Below are 19,012 nucleotides of genomic sequence, written 5' to 3' on the forward strand. Positions count from 1 at the left end.
AAGTTTGTATCGAAAAAAATGCTCATTTGAACATTTTAAGAATAGATCCCCAAAACCAATTTTCTTCTGCATGGAGCATGGTTTCAATGGTTTTGTCTACATTTTTGGCAAATTTGTTTATATCGGTTACTGATTTATGAAAAGTTGCAAATTCAGGATTTTTTAAATCTCCATTAACTTTAGAAAGTTCATCCAAAATTTTGACAACAGGGTCTAATTCCCTTTTTCTTCTCTCTTTTGCTACTTGTTTTGCAATATTCCATGCATCTTTATCAGCATAAAAATATTCTTTTCTCTCGCCAGCTTTATGTTGTTTTTCAATCAATCCCCAACTAATCAAATCCCTGAGCGTCATATTAGCATTGCCCCTAGAAATACTTAAACTTTCCATGATTTCTTCGGTTGTAATAGGTTCAGGTGAGATAAGGAGCAAGGCGTGTACTTGAGCCATTGTACGGTTAATGCCCCACTCAGAACCAAGCTTTCCCCATGATTCAATAAACTTTTGTTTTCCTTCTGCTAATTCCATAATCAAATGTATGAACAAAAATTAAACTTTCAAAACTTTTTGAAAGTTTAATTTTTATCTAATGGTGAAATTATTTAAAAGATAAGATATTTTTAATTACATATTTTAGGAATAAAATGTAGTAGAAACAATAAAGTCCTAATTGTTTTTAGCAATTAGGACTTTAATCAATATTTAAATAATTAATTTATTTATAATGACTTAAATGTAAATACTAGAATTCACCTTCTTTTTCTTTTGAAAGAATTGATTGTAAAAAATCTTGTATAATTGACTTAAATTCTTCAAAAGCTTGTTCTTTTATAAGTGGCCATTGTTCTATTGTTTGCTTTTTTGCAAGAGTACCCCACTTTGAAGGAAAAGAGTCTCCAAAGTCTGAGCCTTTTCTCATCATGATATATTGACCACCTTCATGGGTTATATCACTAATGATAATCTTTGATTTTCCAGCCTTACACAATACTTTGCAATCATAATTAAAATGTCCTCCATTTCTATTTTCTTTGCCTATTAAAGTAGAATTAACATAAATTAATTTTTTGGTTTGAGCTTTAAAGTTTATAACTCCTTCTTCTTTACTTTCATAGTATATACTAGCATTTTTAGAATTTCCAAAACGTTTTGCAATAGCCATTTTAACGCTTTCATAAATTTTATCTTTTGAGAGAGTGGATTCTTTTGATTGAATTATTGATGAAAGAACCATTTTATTATTTGAATCTCTTGTACTATCAATAACAACTTGACCTTTTACATACATTGAAATTAAAAGAGATAAAACAAGTATGGTAATGTTTTTCATGAATTGATTAATTTTAAATTATAGAATTTCTTAAATAGAATAAAATTTATAAGAATATAAATCAAAAAAAGCCTGATTACATAATGTAATCAGGCTTGTGACAAGTACCCAGAGCCGGAGTCGAACCGGCATGCCAGTGAAGACACTGGTGTTTGAGACCAGCGCGTCTACCAATTCCGCCATCTGGGCATTTGATTTCTCAAACTTGATGCAAAGATAAGTGATACTTTTTTACTACACAACCTTAACATTTAATTAATCTGAAACTTTTTTGTAAGTGTTCTTGTAAGTTTCTGATTACTAGCTTGATTGTTGATTGAATAAATTTGAAAAAAATTATTCATATCTCAACGATTCTATCGGATCAAGCTTTGAGGCCTTATAAGCTGGGTAAATTCCAGAAAATAAGCCTACCACTACACAAACTCCAATTCCAACTGACATCCATAGCCAAGGAATAATAAAGCTTGAAGTACCGCTCATTAATAATTGAGCAAAGATGTTACCAATAATAATGGCTAAAATGATACCACCTAAACCTCCTAAGATACAAATTACAATGGCTTCAATCAGGAATTGTAAACGAATTAGATAGGGGGTAGCTCCTAATGATTTTCGAATACCTATCTCTTGCGTCCGTTCAGTAACCGAAACCAACATAATATTCATTAAAGCAATAGCAGCACCCAGCAGGGTAATAAAACCTACGCCAAAGCCAGCTATTCTTAGAATATCTGTAATACTTTCAGACTGTTTAGCCAAAGAATCCGAACGTTCTATTGAAAATGAATCTGGTTGACCGATTTGGTCTTGTCTGATAACTCTCATCACCCCTCTAGCTTCTTCTATTACATTATCAATATCTGTAATGTTAGGGACAGACGTAACAATATCATAAGTGAGGGTCTTGCCCTGAGCCATCTTTCTTCCTGTTTCTAAAGGCATAAAGATTACTCTGTCGTCACCACCGCCCATCAAACTACCTTTTTTCTCTAATAAGCCTATTACTTTAAATTTTTGTCCAAGAATATTGATTTCTTTATCAAGAGGATTAATGTTTTTACCAAAGAGTTGATCCACAATATCGACACCAATGATACAAACATTGACGGCATACTGTAAATCATTTGCCGAGAATGTCCTGCCTTTCAAAATTTTATAGCCTTTTATATCCATAAAATTATCATCAGTACCCATTATCCTTGAATTGGGATTGGTTTTTTTCGATTCATATTTTACTTCTACTGAAAAACTAACATTAATTTTTAGACCAATAATGGCTGAGTGACCAAACTTTTCTTTGTATAGTTTTGCTTCACGATAATCAATTTGGGGATAATTTTTTTCTTTCTCGCCATCTTTTCTGATTTTGAAAATATCTCTGTTTCTAAGGTCGAAGGCATTAGCACCTAGGCCTGCAAAACTGTTGTTTACAGAACTTTGAATACCATCAATTACGGTTAGGCTACCAACCAAGGCAGTTACACCAATGGCAATGATTAGGGCAGTGAGGGTGGTTCTAAGCATATTTGCTTTGATAGAGCGTAAGCCCTCACGAATATTTTCTAATAAATTCATAGTTGTGGATATTGAAATGGATTCGATTTGAAACCAACATAAATTATGACGAATGTATGTTTAATCCTAATCTGGATTGTGATTAGCACTAATAATATACTAAATTCGTTTATCGTTTATGAATAACAAATTTAGTTCAGAGAACTTAAATAACTTCACCAATGAAAAGGCTATTATTTCCGTTTATCATATTCTTGACGCTTACAAGCCGTTTATGGGCTTCTCAGATCTTGATTCCGATGGATGACACTCAAAAAAACCATTTAAAATCTTACGGAATTGCCTATTGGATTCTTAAAACGCATGATACAGAAGTAGAGTGGCTTTTGAATTATAGAGGAGGGGCTTTTATGTTCCCACAAGCACAGCAATTCGAGAATGAGTTGATTATCCGAGGGGTAAGTTACGAAGTGATTTCGGAAGGACAAGCTTCGCAAATTAGGGTAGAAGTAACTAGTCCTGATGTAAATATGGATGTCGTCAAATTGCAAAAACCGCCCAGAGTAGCTGTTTATTCTCCTAAAACGGCCCAACCTTGGGATGATGCCGTTACCTTGGCGATGACTTACGCCGAAATACCCTATGATTTGATTTTTGATGATGAGGTAATGAATGGAAAGTTGCCTGAATACGACTGGCTACACCTACATCACGAAGATTTTACAGGACAAATGGGTAAGTTTTTAAACCAAAGCGGGCAACCGTGGTATCAGGCACAATTGAGGGAGGATAAAAAGAACGCTCAAAAATTTGGCTTTGATAAAGTATCCCAATTAAAACTAGGCGTAGCTAAAAAGATTCAAGAATTTGTAGCAGGCGGAGGATATATGTTTGCCATGTGTACGGCTACAGATACTTACGATATCGCATTAGCGGCCGAAGGAATTGATATTGTCGATGCGTTTTATGATGGCGATGGTTATGATAAAAATGCCAATGGAAAGCTTGACTTTGCTAAAACTTTTGCTTTTCAGAACTTTAATTTAATTTTTCTGCCACAGGTAATAGAATTTTCAAATATTGAAGCCTATTCCAACGAATCGAGACCAGTAGGAGAGGAGAATGATTTTTTTAACCTATTTCAGTTTTCTGCTAAATGGGATCCTATTCCAACGATGTTGACACAAAATCATGAAACAACGATTCATGGATTCATGGGGCAAACTACTTCTTATAAAAAAGAATTGATAAAACCTGAAGTAGTGGTATTAGGCGAGAATCGTTCTTTGAATGAAGCTAGGTATATTCACGGCACTTTTCTGAAAGGCTTCTGGACGTTTTATGGCGGACACGACCCTGAGGATTATAGACATTATGTGAATGAAGAACCAACCGATTTGAATTTACATCCCAACTCACCAGGTTATCGATTGATTCTCAATAATGTACTTTTCCCTGCTGCGAAGAAGAAAAAGCAAAAGACTTAATCGGCATAAAATATTGTCTGTCTGGTCCATAAAAAAGGCTCTCAAATTATTGAGAGCCTTTTTTGCCAAATAGCGTTTCTATTTTCCATTTTACATTAGCATAAACTTTCATCAGTCCACTAGGAATGATAAACGTCTGTAAAACATCTTTTAAGTGCTTGCTTGAATTGGGTCTTGATAAATACAAAGAAATAAAAGCAAAATAAATACTTTGAAAATATTGATTTCTTATTTTAAAAACATTCGTCAACAATAAATAATATTCACCAAGAATGGGTTTAATCAAATGGGTATATTTATAGCCTAATTCTTTATCAACATTTGAGTACATAAACATCCTATTCTTAATAAAAACCTCATCAAGGTTACTATCAGTATAACTCATACCGCCTAAGTGTCTTCTGTAAACGCACATTACTTCTGGTAAATAACCGATATAGCCTTTACTTGATAAGAGTAGGTAAAGGGGAATATCTCCGCTTTTAGATAATAAAAACCAATCTGGGAATTTCTCACCAATCAAATGTCTCCTAAACATTACACTGGCTGTTGCCATAAACCACACTTCCTTTTTAGTCAGTAAGTCCTCAGGATATATTTTGTCTTTTTGGTCAGGCGGATTAATATTTTCATTAGGTCTCCCTGAGCCATCCTCATATGCCATAATGGCATTATGAAAGCAAGCAGATGCCTCTGGGTTTTGCTCAAGAAAATCATATTCCATTTGAAGTTTATGATTGTTGATTAAATAATCATCTCCTTCAATATGTACGATGTATCTACCTTTACATTGATAAAAAGTATTAACAAAATTGCCTTTACCAGGGCATTTTTTAGAACCCTGATTTACTTCATACAAAAGGGGTACAATAATATCTGGATATTTGATGGCATATTCAATGAGAATGGCTCTTGAGGTATCAGGGGAACAATCTTCACCAACGACAATTTCAAATTTGAAATTAGTAACTTGATTTACTAGACTATCTAAGCACTCTCTAAGAAAATGTTCGTGATTATAAACAGTAACAAGAATGCTTACTTCAGGTTTGATTATTTCAGACATTATCAGACGCGTTATAATTATTAATTAATTGAAAATAAGGTAGTGTAGAAAATAATAACATTAAAGCTTAGCTTCAGCATAACCAAAACCACTAGCACCAAAACCGTTCCCGTTATAAAACATTATTTTCTTATCAAGGTGGTTTATCACCAAAGGATATTCTATCATTTGAGCATCCCAACCGCTTTCGGATACATCAATCCCCACTTGGTCGTCTAATCTTGTCCAATCTATCCCATTATCTGATTCTGCATAGCCAATTCTGTAGCTTCTTGCTACATTGTTTCTATAATCATCGATGGCTCTGTAAGAATACCACATTTTATAGATACCGTCTTCTATTAAAACGGATGGTCTAGAAATTCCTCCTTCTACGGCATCTTTATAATCTATGGCAATTTTTCCTTGGCGGACCCAGTTGATACCGTCTTCAGACTCCGCATATTTAATATTATAACAAGGTTCTAATTTTCCATCAGGAGCACCATACCAATGTGTACAATTGAGATACCATACTTTAAAAATCCCTTTGTCGAATAAAACACAGCAACTTCCATTAAAAAGAGGTTCTGTAGCAATGGTATGAATGACAGGCCCTTCAAATAGCTTGGTGAAGTTTAATCCATCCGTACTTTTGGCAATCCCGATTGAATTATGGTATGGAATCGTATTTCTAACTGTCCAACCGATGTAATAGAGCCACTTTTCGCCATTAGGATGATGCAATAACCACGTGGGCATAATACCACAGTCATCAAATGTACCTGCTGTTCCTAATTCAAGAATAGGTTTATCATGCACATAAATTACTTCTGCTAAATTGCTAGGATTCAAATCCAGAAATGATGCCACGCATCTTCCCTTTTGGTCGCGTGCAGAATAATAAATTCTTACTTTATCTTCAAAACTAGTGTCTGCACAAACCACATGAGCATGTGTTTGATTCCAGCCAAATTTGCCATCAGGCTTATATATCAACCCTTTTTTCTCCCAAATCATAGATTAATGTCTTTACTTGAAACTTTTGCTTTTTCCGCTGGATTACCTTTATAAATACTCCATTCATCAGTCTTTTTACCAGTGAAATTCGTTCCCATAGCTATCAGTGTACCTTCGGCTAAATGTACTCCATCTCTGATAGTAGCATTTACACCCAAAAAACAATAAGGCTCAACAACACAACGACCAGAAAGCACGATGTGAGAAGTGAAATAAACATGGTCTTTAATCACACTATGATGCCCAATGTGGTTACCCGACCAAAGTACTACGTCATTCCCAATCGTTACAAAAGGTTGAATGGTGTTATCTTCTAAAATAAAACAGTTTTCACCGATTTTATCAGTCAATACTGTTGCTTTAGAGCTGATGTATGAAATAAATTCATATCCTTTATCCTTTGCTTCTTGATACACTTTTGCCCTCACCTGATTCATTTTGCGTTCAGAAAGAGGAGCAAAAAACTTATATTCAGTCGTAGGATAAAGCGTAGTCACCTCCTCAAATGGAACCACTGGAAGTCCGCAAAAAGTAGGTTCTTTGATATATGCCTGATTGACTGTAAAAGCAACAATTTCGTGCTCAGAGTCGTGTGTTAAATAATAGTGCGCTAATTCTGCCACTAATTCCGTTCCGAAAACTACTACTTTTGCCATGCTATAAGGTATTTATTAAGTATGAAAACCATTTCTTTTAATATCATCTACACTAACTCAAAGTTATCTAAGAACTCTTTAATCGTTGCTTTTGAGTTAAACATCAATACATCAATGATTGAAAGCCAAGGCACAAATTCATTTTTGAACTGTGGATATATACATGGCTTACTTTTGATAAAAAACAGTTCCATCTCTCTCTCGCTAAAAGCAGATTTATCATATAATTCAAGTCCGCCAATCGGATTGATATATGTATCAGCTTTTTCTTGCAAACAAATGTCAATGATTCTTTCTTGTGCCTTTAAATGTGTGTTGACGTATATACTTGAACTTGATACTATTTCAGTAGTAATGCCTAGGTATGCTGCAATAATTGTTAGGTTATTCGTAATAACTGCTGATATATTTGTCTGTTCTGTATTAATCGTCTTTTCAATTAATGGCAGAACATCTGCATAAAACGGCGCTTTTTTATAACTTAATGCTATAGTTTTTAGAAATTTACTTTTCCAAGCAGCGTCCCAATTAACGTCTATTGTGTTAATCAATTTATTCTGACTTGCTTCTTTCAATGGAATGGTAAATAAGCTATCGTTTCCATTGACTAATATCCTGTTACGATTAATCCAGCCCTTATTGATATAATTAACATCATCATAAATTATAAATTTATCAACAGCATTAATTAATTGAAAATACCCAATGTATGGGAATATATAGGGTTGCATAATGGCAATTTTCATAATCAGTCTTTAAGGATAACTAGCGTAATTTTCGGAGGTAATAATCTTCACCTTTTACAATTACATTAACCATCGTTGTATCAGTTCCTAAGCGAATATCGCCTATTTGTGGTTTAATTACACTTTTAGCAAAGAATAAATAATCAGCTTCTTTTGGAATAGGTCTTAGCCCTTGTTCAAATGGGTTAATAACGATTAACTTTCTAGTTAATTTATCTCCCCAAAGCGGATATTCATAATCATCATTTATTGTAGCTAATGCCACTGTTGCATTTTGTGGAACAAGTTTATTGAAATTTTCATAAGCCTTAGTAATATCTGGTCTGGCTTCTGTTAATATTTCCATCCTCGTCATATCAAAAGCCGACTTTCTTCCATAGGCACTTATTGGTAAACATCTATAGTTTAAAAATGTTGCTAACAGCCCCGAAACAATACCAATAGCTACTACAAAACCCACATAGGTTTTTAAGACCAGATGATTAGGCTTTTCGATAGAATATTTTCCTGTGAAAAGTAATGTCAGAAAAGGAACAGCAAAAATCGCCGTACTTATCATGTACCTACCTTTCCAAGGGTCGTAGGCAGCGGTATAGGATAAGGCTATAAAATGTAAAACAAATGCGAGACCCAAATAATAATAAACAGCCTTGTTTCGGATGACACCAATTAATACAAGGATAATCAATGGAATAATTAACGCAAATCCGAAAATACCCCAGTAGGGACTCATATTATAAAACTCGAATCGTTTATTATACGTAAAGGGAACAATCGTAAAATCAGTTTCAGCTTCTAAACGAATTTTGAGCACATTTCTTTCAAACCACATGATTGGTTTTTTCATGGCTCGGTTCACTTTTTCTCCTTCATCCCAATTTCTGAAGCCATCTAAATTGATTAAATCGATACTATACCTGAGGACATTACGAGACCCCTGTTTGATAAGATTTGCCTTTGTACCTGCTCTGTCAATAGACTGGTGTTTTAAAGCAGTAGGAGGACCAATCGGATGATGATATTCCTGAATATTAGGAATGTAACCCGCTGGAAGTGTAAACAACACAAAACCAAGCACAAAGGCTACAAATAGGTGTTTAAAATGAGCAAATGTTATATGAAGAAAATTGCTCTTTTCGTCGTCTTTAAAAACTGTATAAAGCAATATCAAAAATACAGGAGGGAGCGAAAACACAAAGGTTATTTTATGTCCTAAAGCGATGCCAAAAGTTAATCCTGCCAAGTAAATGTATCTTCTTCTCTTCTTTTCATTAAAGCTAAATAGAAAATATACCAGACACCCCAAATAGGAAGCAAGCACAACATCAGATTCAGTTGTAATGGCTTGTTTTAACACATCAGGTAACATCAAAACAACTAAGCCACAAAAAAAACTTGCAGTAAGATTTTTACTGATACTTCTTGCAATACCAAAAACGCTGAATCCTATCATCCAATAAGCAGTATGGTGAATGGCTTTGAACCAGTTTTCAACCTTGCCAGACATTAGGTAATTATAGAGTTGGATAGTACAAGCACTTCTAGGGTAAGTGTCTATGTTCCAGTTTGTTCCGCCAAAATGAGCCATCGTTCCATGTTGAAGATAGTACAACAAGCGGTTTAAATGACCAGTCATGCTGTCCCATTCATTAGGAGGAGTATAGCAGATTAGGATAAAGTTGGTAATTTCAATAATCGCTAGCGTAATGAAAAGACCACCGAAGATAAATTTTAAGAATACTGATAGGTTACCAAACCAATTCCAAACGGCTTGGATTCTGCTCCCAATTATTTGAAAAATAGTAAAGTTTTCGTTCCTATCTTTCCCGAAGAAATTGTTGAATTGAATATAGAAAATATACGCAGGAATAAATACACCAACAGCCCAAAACCTTCTATCATTCATTTTGTTGATTTCTGATAGGGTAAAACCTGTTAGAATAACACTTCCACAGAAAACAACATAAGCAATAATAATAATGTCAATTAATGATTTTTGACAAACTCGTGCCGATACTCTAAATACAAAGCCAATGAAAATGGCAAATATGATAGGATACAAGAAAGTCATATCGTTTATGAAATAGTGTTATTGATTATCGTACTAATTCTTTCAACATCGGTATGTGCTAAATCATAGTAAAGAGGTAATGCCAAAGCTCTAGGAGCAAAGTCATCTGAAATTGGACAATTACTTTGTTCGGTAACAAACTTTAAGGTACTTAAAGAAGGGTAGAAGTATCTTCTTGGAACAATGTTCTCAGCTTCAAGCGCCGCTTTTACTTGTAATAATACTTCTTCTGATTCCAGAAAAATAGGATAGTAAGCATGGTTACTTACTATAGGTACTTTTACGACAGGCTTGACTAATTTATCCCAATTCAATAGTCGGTCGTATAATTCAAAAATCTTTTTACGGGCTTCTACAATTTCAGTAACCTTGGGCAAAACACATAGCCCCATTGCTGCATGGAATTCAGAGTTTTTACCATTTATACCAATCGTATAATAAGTATCACTCTTATGTCCGAAACTTCTATAACTATCAATCAGATAAGCTAAATCATCATCGTTTGTGAAAATAGCACCGCCTTCTGTAGTATGAAACACTTTGGTCGAGTGAAAACTACAAGTGCTTATATCTCCAAAATTAAATAAAGATGTTCCATCTACTTTTACCCCAAAAGCATGTGCTGCATCATAAATTAATTTGATGTTATGCTTTTGGGCAATCTCAGCCAATTTTTCTACTTCGCAAGGATTACCATATACGTGAGTAGCCAAAATAGCTTGTGTATTTTCAGTAATTAATGCTTCAACTTTTGAAGGGTCTATACAAAAATCATCTGGAGAAATGTCTGCAAAAATAGGCGTACAGTTTTCCCACACGATTGAATGGGAAGTAGCACAATATGAAAATGGAGTAGTAATTACTTCTTTTGTAATATTAAGTACTTTCAGGGCTATTTGTAAGGCAATAGTTCCGTTACTTACATAAAAACAATGTTTTACGCCTAGGTATTCTTTGAGTTTTCTTTCTAATTCCTGAACTAAAGGCCCATTATTAGTTAATTGGTTTCTCTGCCAGATACCTTCTACATATTGCTGGAATTCTTCAATCGGAGGTAGGTATGTTTTTGTAACGTTTATCATTTGTTGATGTTATGCTAGAATAAGTAAAAAAAATAGAATATACTTGTTCCTAAATAACATTTTCTAGTTCAAGTTGAGTAATAGGGAAGTTGATTTTTGGTCGGATATAGCCCGGCCATTTTCCATACCATTCACTACCCTCGCGATAATCTTCAATCTCAAAAATCAATACCTCTCCGAAATTATATATTACACTAGACTTATCTTTGACAACCATCAATGAAATTGAGTAAGACCCATCATTCATAAAATCAGCAGGAATCTCGCATTCTGCATAAATTACACCTTTTCTTAGGTTCAAAGATGGCGTACCAATGTTAAAAATACATTCTCCCGTCAAAGAATTAAGATGAAGACTAATATTAGTATCAATGCCTTCAACCATACTCCAAAATTCAATTTGAATTTTGAAAGAAGTTCTTACATCAATATGTTTTAGGTTATCGTGATAATCAGGTGTAAGTTTTACTTTCTTTAATCTAATGCTATCATTACCAGGGGCTTCGCTATGAATCGACCAGCTTGATTCTAAGGCTGTTTTTTGTACATGGCTCAGGTAAGTCGCCAATACCTGATTGGTCTCGCCCATTTCCAGTAATTTGCCTTTTTGCATGTACATTGACTTATTACAAAGCCCTTGCACAGCCGTAAGGTTATGGCTTACAAAAAGAATAGTTCTTCCCGAAGTAGAAGCATCTTTCATTTTACCCAAACATTTTCGTTGAAACTCAGCATCACCTACGGCTAATACTTCATCAACGATTAAGATTTCGGGTTCTAGATGGGCAGAGATAGCAAAACCCAGACGTACGTACATCCCTGATGAATATCGTTTTACGGGAGTATCTAAAAATTTTTCAACGCCAGCAAAATCAACAATAGCATCAAAATGCTTTTTGATTTCCTGTCGCTTCATTCCTAAAATAGAACCATTTAAGAAAATATTTTCTCTTCCTGATAATTCGGGATGAAACCCCGTTCCAACTTCTAATAAACTGGCTACCCTTCCTTTTATCTTGATTTTCCCTTGTGAAGGTTCTGTAATCCTACTCAAGATTTTAAGCATTGTTGATTTACCAGCACCATTAGAGCCAATAATACCAACCCTATCACCTTGATTAATTTGAAAACTAACATCCTTCAAAGCCCAGAATTCTTCGTGACTTATTTGTTCTTCAGTTTTCTTTGAGAATATGTTTTTTAATTTATCTGTGACTACCTCTCTGAGCGTATCAGCTTTCGCATTGCTTTTGATGTGGTCGATAATGTATTTTTTACTTATATTTTCAGCTTCAATTACCGTCATTTTCAAGGGGTTTTTTTACATTATTTTTCAATTACGAATAATGTTAAATGTAATCCACAAAAGAGTTTTCTTTTTTACGGAAAAAAATAATTGCTAGTGTAGTTGTAATCGTTACAAAAATAATAGTTGGGATAAACGAATTCCATTCAAAATCTTGATAATTTGGAATTAAGCACCACCTAAACCCTTCTATGATGCCTGCTAATGGGTTAACCCACTGATAAATTGGATACCAAGGAAAGCTTTTGAGCGAAGCCAGCGGATATGCCACAGGACAAACAAAAAAGCCGTATTGAACTACTAAGGGAACTATTTGTTGAAAGTCTCTGAATTGCACATTTAAAGATGCGAAAATTACTCCCAAACTAAACGAAGCAAAAAAGGCTAAAAATAAAAAAACTGGTACAAATAAAATATTTACCGTAGGTGGATATCCTTTATAAATAAGAAAAGGAATCATTACAACAAAGCCAACGATGAAGTCAAGTAAAGGAACAGCTACAGCACTTAACGGCATTAATAACCTTGGGAAATATACTTTTGAAACTAAGTTGGCATTACCAGTAATACTATTGCTTACTTGTTGGAATGACATCGCAAAGAAGTTCCAAAAAATAACTCCTGTAAAAATAATAATTTGTAAAGGTATTGCAGAATGACTTTCAATTTTTGCTACTTTATCAAAGGCAAAAACAAAAACTAATACAGTAAGTACGGGTCTAAAAATAGCCCAAGCTACTCCCACAAATGTTTGTTTATACTTTACGGTAATATCTCTAATTGCTAAAATATAAAGTAATTCTCTGAATCTCCATAAGTCTTGCCAATAGTACTTTTCTGACCGTCCTGACTCTATTACTGTTTCGTGCATAATATTTTTGAAATTATTCTTCTGTCTTTTGTGCTATTTTTCCAAAAGTTTTTGAAAATACAATATATAAGATTGAAAGAAATAGCCCCAGAACAGTTCCAATAATTGTTCCTTTTGTAATTCTATCTATTTCTTTTGGATAAGGCAATTCCGCATCATCTATAATTGTAAATAGCGGAGATTCCTTTACCATTGAAAACTTCATATTGTCTAAGCTTCTTACGGCTTCAAAATACAAACTTTGTAATTGAGAGCTATTGGTAGATAGTCGTTGTTGTTGGATTAAGCCTTGTTGAACGATTACCTGTTGGTTTTGGTCAGCAAATCTTGCCGCAGCACCTTGGGTATAATATAGTTCTTTTCTTAAAGAGTCTACTCGTCTTTCTACTAAATTAAGTAGGTCTTTAGTCTTTTTAGTCTTAGTCTCAATATAAAAATTAGTAATCGTCTTCAAGTAAAGATGAGCCCAAAGGTCTGAAAGCGTATCATTTCTTGTAATAACATGCAATGTTACAAAAGAAGCTTTTTTACTTTCGTTCACCAAGTTGGTCAGTGGCATCAAAAAATTCTGAATAATTCTAAGATGAGCTTTTTCTTTAACCGTACACTTCTCAAAAGCATCATGTTTAAATGTAAAGGTTTGAATCACCTCATCATCATCCATCTCAATTTCACGTATCCCACTTTTTCTCAAGAAATAATTAGCAAAAATTTCTTCTTTACCTTTTATTTTTACTTTAGTAAGAAGTGCCCTGTTATAAAGGTTTTTGGTTCTAATAAGCTCGTTAAAGTTCTCTCCAGCAAATAAATTAGAAGAAGGAGCTGCTCCGGTATTTACCCCAAAAGCACTTGCTAAATCAGATAAACCTCCTCCACCTGAACTGTTACTATTTTCCATATTAAATAATATAGTCGCAGTATAAACGGGCGGTTTCCTAGTGATTAACTCCCATGCTAGTCCACAAGAAGTACCAACGATAGTAGAGATAAGTATTACCTTCCAGTTTTGAGCTATCAGTTTTTTTAGCTTTACTACTTTTAAAGCAATATCTTCCAGAGAAAACTGATCTTCAGGTAATGTGGTATGTTGTTTTGCTGACATTTTAAATCCTAAATTATAATATTACTTGAAAGCTCTGATAAGTGCAAAAACAGTCCCTAGACTTGTTATGCCTATTGATATTGTTTGAATTGTTTGTAAAACCTGTTGCGTAGCACCTTGTCTAATATTCAAACTTGGAACAATGATTTCTGAACCAGGGTAAACTTTAGGATATATATTAATCAACCCTAAGAATTTTCTCGTTCTATCAACAGAACCATTGGCATAAATGATATAAGAACGTTTACGTGACGATAATTCTGTGAAACCACCTGCTTCAGAGATATAGTGTTTAAATGGCAAGCCATCAATATATCTAGTTGAAGTAGGGTACAATACTTCCCCTTGCATTCTTACAGTTTGTGGCTCTTTCGGGATTTTAATGATGTCGCCATCTTGCAACAACATATTGGCTGGAGAATCTGGGTTATCTAAGGCCTCTACTAAATCAATACCTACTGATTCAGAAGTTTCTTCTTTAACGGCTTTCACTTTTACAGATGCTTCTTGCGTATTATCTGAAAGCTCGCTAAACTGTTCGCTTTTTCTGTCAGCTTCTTGTTTGCTTATTTTAAATTTACGTACCAATGTAGCTCCTTTTGGATAAGCTTGTGCATTTAATCCACCTGCTCTTGAGATTACGTCTGAAATACGTTCATTCTTTCTTTCTAGCCCATATACACCTGGGAACGTAATTTGCCCTTCAATAGAGACAAATTGTTGTTTTTCGTAGTTTGGAGACGAACGAACAAACACTTCATCAAATGGCTCTAAAATAAATTTAGATGCATTTGGGTCAAGTGACAAATTGTTATTGATAGAAAAATTAAAGCGTTCTCCAATCGTTGAATTGATTTGCGCTGGGTCATCTTTACCAATATTTTTCTTTCTTCTGATTACTTCAATTCTACCTGTAGCCGCCGACTCTTTCAAACCACCCGCCTTTTCAATTAAATCCTCTACAGTCATATTATGGATAAACGGAAAAGTTCCAATAGGAGAGTCGTTGTTAGGGCTTTCGCTTGGTGTCTCTGATACACCAGTTGAGCCTTTATCGGTAGCACTCGTTAAAGGGGCTGTTTCTTTCAAATTGATTTCTCCCTGAATTCTGACAGTATATTTTTCCATTAATTCAACTACTGAATAAATAGTCACAATATCTTCACGACGAAGGGCTATATCAGGTATTTTTCCTGAGGTAAGGTCATTATAATTGATTGAAATATTTTCTTTGGTTAAATCATCACGAAGTCTGGTAATGGTTATTCTTCCAAGAAAAGCATCTTCTCTGAAACCTTCTCCTCGCTTGATTAATTTTGTTAGCGTTGGACTATCGTTAACCGAAAACTTTCCTGGTCTGAATACCGCACCTTCTAACGTTACAGCATTTTCTACTCTGTTTGTTAAAACTTTTTCGACTGTAATAATATCGCCCGGTTTTGGATAAAACGATGAAATTAAATCATTGCTCAAATCGATTAATTTACTTTCCTTTTCAGTGATGCGTTGAACTTTCAAGAGACTTTTATAAGCCATCGCTGTAAAGCCACTTCCATATTCATTGATGATTCTTTCTAAATTTTCGTTTGGAAGAACCTCAAAGACAGCTGGCTTTTTAACTTCTCCTATAATCTCAACTCTTGATTTATAAGCACCTACCTGAATAAGGTCTTGGTCTTGTAGCCCAATGTTTTGGCGTAAGTTTCCTGTCGTCAATAAATCATATAAATCTACTTGGGCAATCAGTTTTTTATCTCTTATTACTTTAATCTCACGGAATGTACCATTTTCGTTAGGTCCACCAGCTAGATAAAGTGCATTCATTACTCTTGATAAAGACGAAATAGAATAGGTTCCTGGGGCAACTACATTTCCTAATATCGAAACTCTGATAGTTTTGATGCTACCAAGTGATACTGTGGCCGTAGTGTTGGCAGGCGCACCACCATATGGCTTAAGACCAATGTAGATTTTTGATAATCTATCAACAATTCTTCTTTTAGCTTCTTCAATGGTAATACCACTTACAAAAACATTCCCAACTTTAGCAATTTTAATATATCCATCCGGAGTAACTGGAAGCGTGTAATGCTCTTCAGAATATCCATTAATATCAATCACTAATTCGTCACCAGCCCCTAATATGTAATTTTTAGGCGTTGGGATATTCAGTGAACTTTCAAAAGTAATGTTTGGATTATTGAAAATATCGATACCAAATATTTTTTTACGATAGGCCGCACTAGCAGAATCTGCACTTGATAAAGCTTTGTCTGCTAATTTTGTCTTCAAACTATCACTTGATACTTTATTACTACCTGATGAGTTTACCTTTCTTGGGTCTGCATTTGGCAATTTAGTTGCTGATGTTTGAATTTTAGCCCCTTGCATAGGCAAGGCTAGATTTTGAAGATCTCCGAGGTTAAAGGTTTGACCATTACTACGATTTGATAGAAAGGAGAGACATAGAAAAAGAATAGAAACGATAAATTTACAGATGTGTGAAGAAATAAATCGTACGCCTACCTGATTTGGGCAATCGTTTGCTTGCATGATTTTAAACATATAAATTGTTGCCTGTGGGTTTAAAAGGATTCTTTGTGCTATCAATTTAATCTTATTGACAATGTTTGATAATTCTAAACAAAATGCAAAGTAAAACAACTTTTAGTAATTTCTAACGCCCAGTGTCAATATTAATTATGTCTCATAAGATTAAATTATGCTAATTTTATAAATTCTTAATGTTTTTGTAGCTTTGTTTCTCTGATAAACGGAATAGTGAAAACGTACAATTTTGTATTGAATCATTTTTGTCGTAAATATTGGTTTTTAATTGTTGTTGGATAGCGTTTATATTGAAATAAATGCTATAATAGTACTAAATCCTTGCTTGAATATGTCAACAAACCCTACTTCAGTACAATATACAGAAGATAATATACGCTCTCTTGACTGGAAAGAGCATATTCGCCTTCGTCCAGGTATGTATATCGGGAAATTAGGAGACGGTTCTTCTATTGATGATGGTATTTATGTCTTAGTGAAAGAAATCATGGATAACTCAATCGATGAGCACATGATGGGAAATGGAAAAACCATTGAGATTAAAATTAGCGACCATCGGGTAGAAGTTCGAGATTATGGTCGTGGTATTCCTCTGGGGAAAGTAATAGATTGCGTCTCTAAAATTAACACAGGGGGTAAATACGATTCTGGTGCTTTTCAAAAATCGGTAGGACTAAATGGTGTTGGTACCAAAGCTACCAATGCACTTTCGTCGTATTTCAAAGTACAATCGTTCCGTGATGGTAAAACCAAATGGGCTGAGTTTAAACAAGGTGAATTGATTGCTGAATCGCCAGATGGAACAGAATCTAATGCCAGAAATGGTACGCTAGTGATGTTTGAGCCTGATAATACTATTTTCAAAAATTATCACTACATCCCTCAATATTTGGAAAACCTGATTTGGAATTATGCTTATTTGAACGCTGGATTGACAATCAATTTCAACGGTCAGAAGTATTATTCACAGAATGGTTTATTTGATTTGTTGAGTAAATATTCAGCTGAAGAAGAGCGTCGTTATCCGATTATCCACATGAAAGGTGCTGATATTGAAGTAGCGCTTACGCACGGTAATCAGTATGGCGAAGAATATTATTCTTTTGTAAACGGACAAAACACAACACAAGGAGGTACGCACTTACAAGCATTTCGCGAGGCCATCGTTCGGGCAGTTCGTGAGTTTTATAAAAAGGATTATGCGCCTGAGGATATTCGTGCTAGTATCGTTGGGGCTATTGCCATTCGTGTACAAGAACCTGTTTTTGAATCTCAAACTAAAACGAAATTAGGTTCAAACAATATGTCGCCAGATGCTAGTTCGCAGTCTGTCAGAAGCTTTATTGGAGATTTTATCAAAACTAACCTTGATAATTATCTGCATAAAAATCCTACAACTGCTGATGCTATCAAGAAAAGAATTGAGCAGTCGGAACGTGAGCGTAAAGACATGGCAGGCATTAAAAAGCTAGCCAATGAGCGTGCTAAAAAGGCTAATTTGCATAATAAAAAGCTAAGAGATTGTAGAGTACACCTGACAGATGAAAAAGCAGATAACCGATATGAATCGATGCTTTTTATTACCGAAGGGGATTCTGCCAGTGGTTCAATCACTAAATCTAGGAATGTGCAAAGTCAAGCGGTGTTTAGTTTAAGAGGTAAACCGTTGAATTGCTTTGGCTTAACCAAGAAAATAGTGTATGAAAATGAAGAGTTTAACTTACTTCAACATGCCCTAAATATTGAAGAAGGATTAGAAGGACTTCGTTACCATAAAATTATTATCGCAACAGATGCCGATGTGGATGGTATGCACATTCGTCTGTTAATGATGACTTTCTTCTTACAATTCTTCCCAGATTTAGTAAGAAATGGACATTTGTATATTTTGGAAACGCCTTTGTTTAGAGTAAGAAATAAAAAAGAAACAATTTACTGTTATTCAGACGAAGAACGTTTGAATGCTATCGAAAAGCTAAGTCCGAAGCCAGAAATTACTCGTTTTAAAGGGTTAGGGGAGATTTCACCAGAGGAATTTGGGAAATTTATCAACGATGATATTCGATTAGAACCAGTGATTTTGACAAAAGATACAACGATACCCAAGATTCTGACTTATTTCATGGGCAAAAACACGCCTGACCGTCAGAAGTTTATCATTGAAAATCTAATCATAGAAAAAGACCCTGCCGAATTAGCGGCATAAATT

General features: G+C 34.5%; 15 protein-coding genes and 1 tRNA gene. 2 read left to right on the top strand and 14 right to left on the bottom strand.

Translation table 11 applies throughout. The features are described from left to right. Positions 1-22: 22 nt before the first annotated feature. The 4 genes from VB264_RS03495 to VB264_RS03510 form a co-directional block, all read right to left on the bottom strand. Positions 23-529 carry a GbsR/MarR family transcriptional regulator gene (locus VB264_RS03495; protein ID WP_323246798.1) on the bottom strand — a complete coding sequence of 169 codons (507 nt, stop codon included), beginning with the start codon at positions 527-529 and terminating at the stop codon, positions 23-25. Between the two features lie 214 nt (positions 530-743). Beyond that, a complete protein-coding gene (locus tag VB264_RS03500) occupies positions 744-1,331 on the bottom strand; it encodes a DUF4468 domain-containing protein (protein WP_323246800.1) in 588 nt (195 codons plus the stop codon). Between the two features lie 105 nt (positions 1,332-1,436). Next, positions 1,437-1,520, bottom strand: a tRNA-Leu gene (locus tag VB264_RS03505). Positions 1,521-1,667: 147 nt separating this feature from the next. Next, complete coding sequence (locus VB264_RS03510; RefSeq protein ID WP_323246802.1) at positions 1,668-2,909, bottom strand: ABC transporter permease; 1,242 nt, start codon at positions 2,907-2,909, stop codon at positions 1,668-1,670. A gap of 161 nt (positions 2,910-3,070) precedes the next feature. Here VB264_RS03510 and VB264_RS03515 point away from each other — a divergent pair, with 161 nt between their 5' ends. Next, positions 3,071-4,336, top strand: coding sequence for an asparagine synthetase B (locus tag VB264_RS03515; protein WP_323246804.1), 1,266 nt, complete (start codon positions 3,071-3,073; stop codon positions 4,334-4,336). 46 nt (positions 4,337-4,382) lie between these two features. On the opposite strand, the gene VB264_RS03520 is transcribed toward VB264_RS03515, so the two are convergent. From VB264_RS03520 to VB264_RS03565, 10 genes are read right to left on the bottom strand one after another with little or no spacing between them, the layout of a single operon-like run. Next, on the bottom strand, positions 4,383-5,402 hold the full coding sequence (locus VB264_RS03520) for a glycosyltransferase family 2 protein (protein ID WP_323246806.1): 1,020 nt from the start codon (positions 5,400-5,402) through the stop codon (positions 4,383-4,385). Positions 5,403-5,462: 60 nt separating this feature from the next. Continuing rightward, complete coding sequence (locus VB264_RS03525; protein WP_323246808.1) at positions 5,463-6,401, bottom strand: glycoside hydrolase family protein; 939 nt, start codon at positions 6,399-6,401, stop codon at positions 5,463-5,465. Then, the gene (locus tag VB264_RS03530) at positions 6,398-7,057 is read right to left on the bottom strand and encodes an acetyltransferase (protein WP_323246810.1); all 660 of its coding nucleotides are present in this window, start codon (positions 7,055-7,057) and stop codon (positions 6,398-6,400) included. Before VB264_RS03530 ends, VB264_RS03525 begins: the two co-directional genes overlap by 4 nt. A 47-nt stretch (positions 7,058-7,104) precedes the next feature. Beyond that, positions 7,105-7,803 (bottom strand): WbqC family protein, encoded by a 699-nt coding sequence (locus VB264_RS03535; RefSeq protein WP_323246812.1) that lies wholly within the window; start codon positions 7,801-7,803, stop codon positions 7,105-7,107. A gap of 19 nt (positions 7,804-7,822) precedes the next feature. After that, the gene (locus tag VB264_RS03540; RefSeq protein WP_323246814.1) at positions 7,823-9,874 is read right to left on the bottom strand and encodes a glycosyltransferase family 39 protein; all 2,052 of its coding nucleotides are present in this window, start codon (positions 9,872-9,874) and stop codon (positions 7,823-7,825) included. A 5-nt stretch (positions 9,875-9,879) separates the two neighbouring features. Beyond that, complete coding sequence (locus VB264_RS03545) at positions 9,880-10,956, bottom strand: DegT/DnrJ/EryC1/StrS family aminotransferase (RefSeq protein ID WP_323246815.1); 1,077 nt, start codon at positions 10,954-10,956, stop codon at positions 9,880-9,882. Positions 10,957-11,005: 49 nt separating this feature from the next. After that, positions 11,006-12,262 carry an ABC transporter ATP-binding protein gene (locus tag VB264_RS03550; RefSeq protein WP_323246816.1) on the bottom strand — a complete coding sequence of 419 codons (1,257 nt, stop codon included), beginning with the start codon at positions 12,260-12,262 and terminating at the stop codon, positions 11,006-11,008. A 43-nt stretch (positions 12,263-12,305) separates the two neighbouring features. After that, entirely contained in the window at positions 12,306-13,133 is an 828-nt protein-coding gene (locus VB264_RS03555) for an ABC transporter permease (RefSeq protein ID WP_323246818.1), read from the bottom strand. 13 nt (positions 13,134-13,146) lie between these two features. Continuing rightward, complete coding sequence (locus tag VB264_RS03560; protein ID WP_323246820.1) at positions 13,147-14,235, bottom strand: GumC domain-containing protein; 1,089 nt, start codon at positions 14,233-14,235, stop codon at positions 13,147-13,149. 21 nt (positions 14,236-14,256) lie between these two features. Beyond that, positions 14,257-16,788, bottom strand: coding sequence for a polysaccharide biosynthesis/export family protein (locus VB264_RS03565; RefSeq protein ID WP_323246822.1), 2,532 nt, complete (start codon positions 16,786-16,788; stop codon positions 14,257-14,259). Positions 16,789-17,134: 346 nt separating this feature from the next. Here VB264_RS03565 and VB264_RS03570 point away from each other — a divergent pair, with 346 nt between their 5' ends. Continuing rightward, positions 17,135-19,009, top strand: a complete 1,875-nt coding sequence (locus tag VB264_RS03570; protein WP_323246825.1) for a DNA topoisomerase IV subunit B — start codon at positions 17,135-17,137, stop codon at positions 19,007-19,009. The last annotated feature ends 3 nt before the right edge of the window (positions 19,010-19,012 follow it).

It is taken from the genome of Arcicella aquatica (assembly GCF_034928825.1).
Taxonomy (GTDB): domain Bacteria; phylum Bacteroidota; class Bacteroidia; order Cytophagales; family Spirosomataceae; genus Arcicella; species Arcicella aquatica.

Excerpts from the sequence above, each read along its gene's own strand:
- VB264_RS03495 (WP_323246798.1), bottom strand. The coding sequence starts at position 529 with ATGGAATTAGCAGAAGGAAAACAAAAGTTTATTGAATCATGGGGAAAG.
- VB264_RS03510 (WP_323246802.1), bottom strand. The coding sequence starts at position 2,909 with ATGAATTTATTAGAAAATATTCGTGAGGGCTTACGCTCTATCAAAGCA.
- VB264_RS03540 (WP_323246814.1), bottom strand. The coding sequence starts at position 9,874 with ATGACTTTCTTGTATCCTATCATATTTGCCATTTTCATTGGCTTTGTA.
- VB264_RS03525 (WP_323246808.1), bottom strand. The coding sequence starts at position 6,401 with ATGATTTGGGAGAAAAAAGGGTTGATATATAAGCCTGATGGCAAATTT.
- VB264_RS03570 (WP_323246825.1), top strand. The coding sequence starts at position 17,135 with ATGTCAACAAACCCTACTTCAGTACAATATACAGAAGATAATATACGC.
- VB264_RS03565 (WP_323246822.1), bottom strand. The coding sequence starts at position 16,788 with ATGCAAGCAAACGATTGCCCAAATCAGGTAGGCGTACGATTTATTTCT.
- VB264_RS03550 (WP_323246816.1), bottom strand. The coding sequence starts at position 12,262 with ATGACGGTAATTGAAGCTGAAAATATAAGTAAAAAATACATTATCGAC.
- VB264_RS03530 (WP_323246810.1), bottom strand. The coding sequence starts at position 7,057 with ATGGCAAAAGTAGTAGTTTTCGGAACGGAATTAGTGGCAGAATTAGCG.
- VB264_RS03520 (WP_323246806.1), bottom strand. The coding sequence starts at position 5,402 with ATGTCTGAAATAATCAAACCTGAAGTAAGCATTCTTGTTACTGTTTAT.
- VB264_RS03560 (WP_323246820.1), bottom strand. The coding sequence starts at position 14,235 with ATGTCAGCAAAACAACATACCACATTACCTGAAGATCAGTTTTCTCTG.
- VB264_RS03555 (WP_323246818.1), bottom strand. The coding sequence starts at position 13,133 with ATGCACGAAACAGTAATAGAGTCAGGACGGTCAGAAAAGTACTATTGG.
- VB264_RS03545 (WP_323246815.1), bottom strand. The coding sequence starts at position 10,956 with ATGATAAACGTTACAAAAACATACCTACCTCCGATTGAAGAATTCCAG.
- VB264_RS03515 (WP_323246804.1), top strand. The coding sequence starts at position 3,071 with ATGAAAAGGCTATTATTTCCGTTTATCATATTCTTGACGCTTACAAGC.
- VB264_RS03500 (WP_323246800.1), bottom strand. The coding sequence starts at position 1,331 with ATGAAAAACATTACCATACTTGTTTTATCTCTTTTAATTTCAATGTAT.
- VB264_RS03535 (WP_323246812.1), bottom strand. The coding sequence starts at position 7,803 with ATGAAAATTGCCATTATGCAACCCTATATATTCCCATACATTGGGTAT.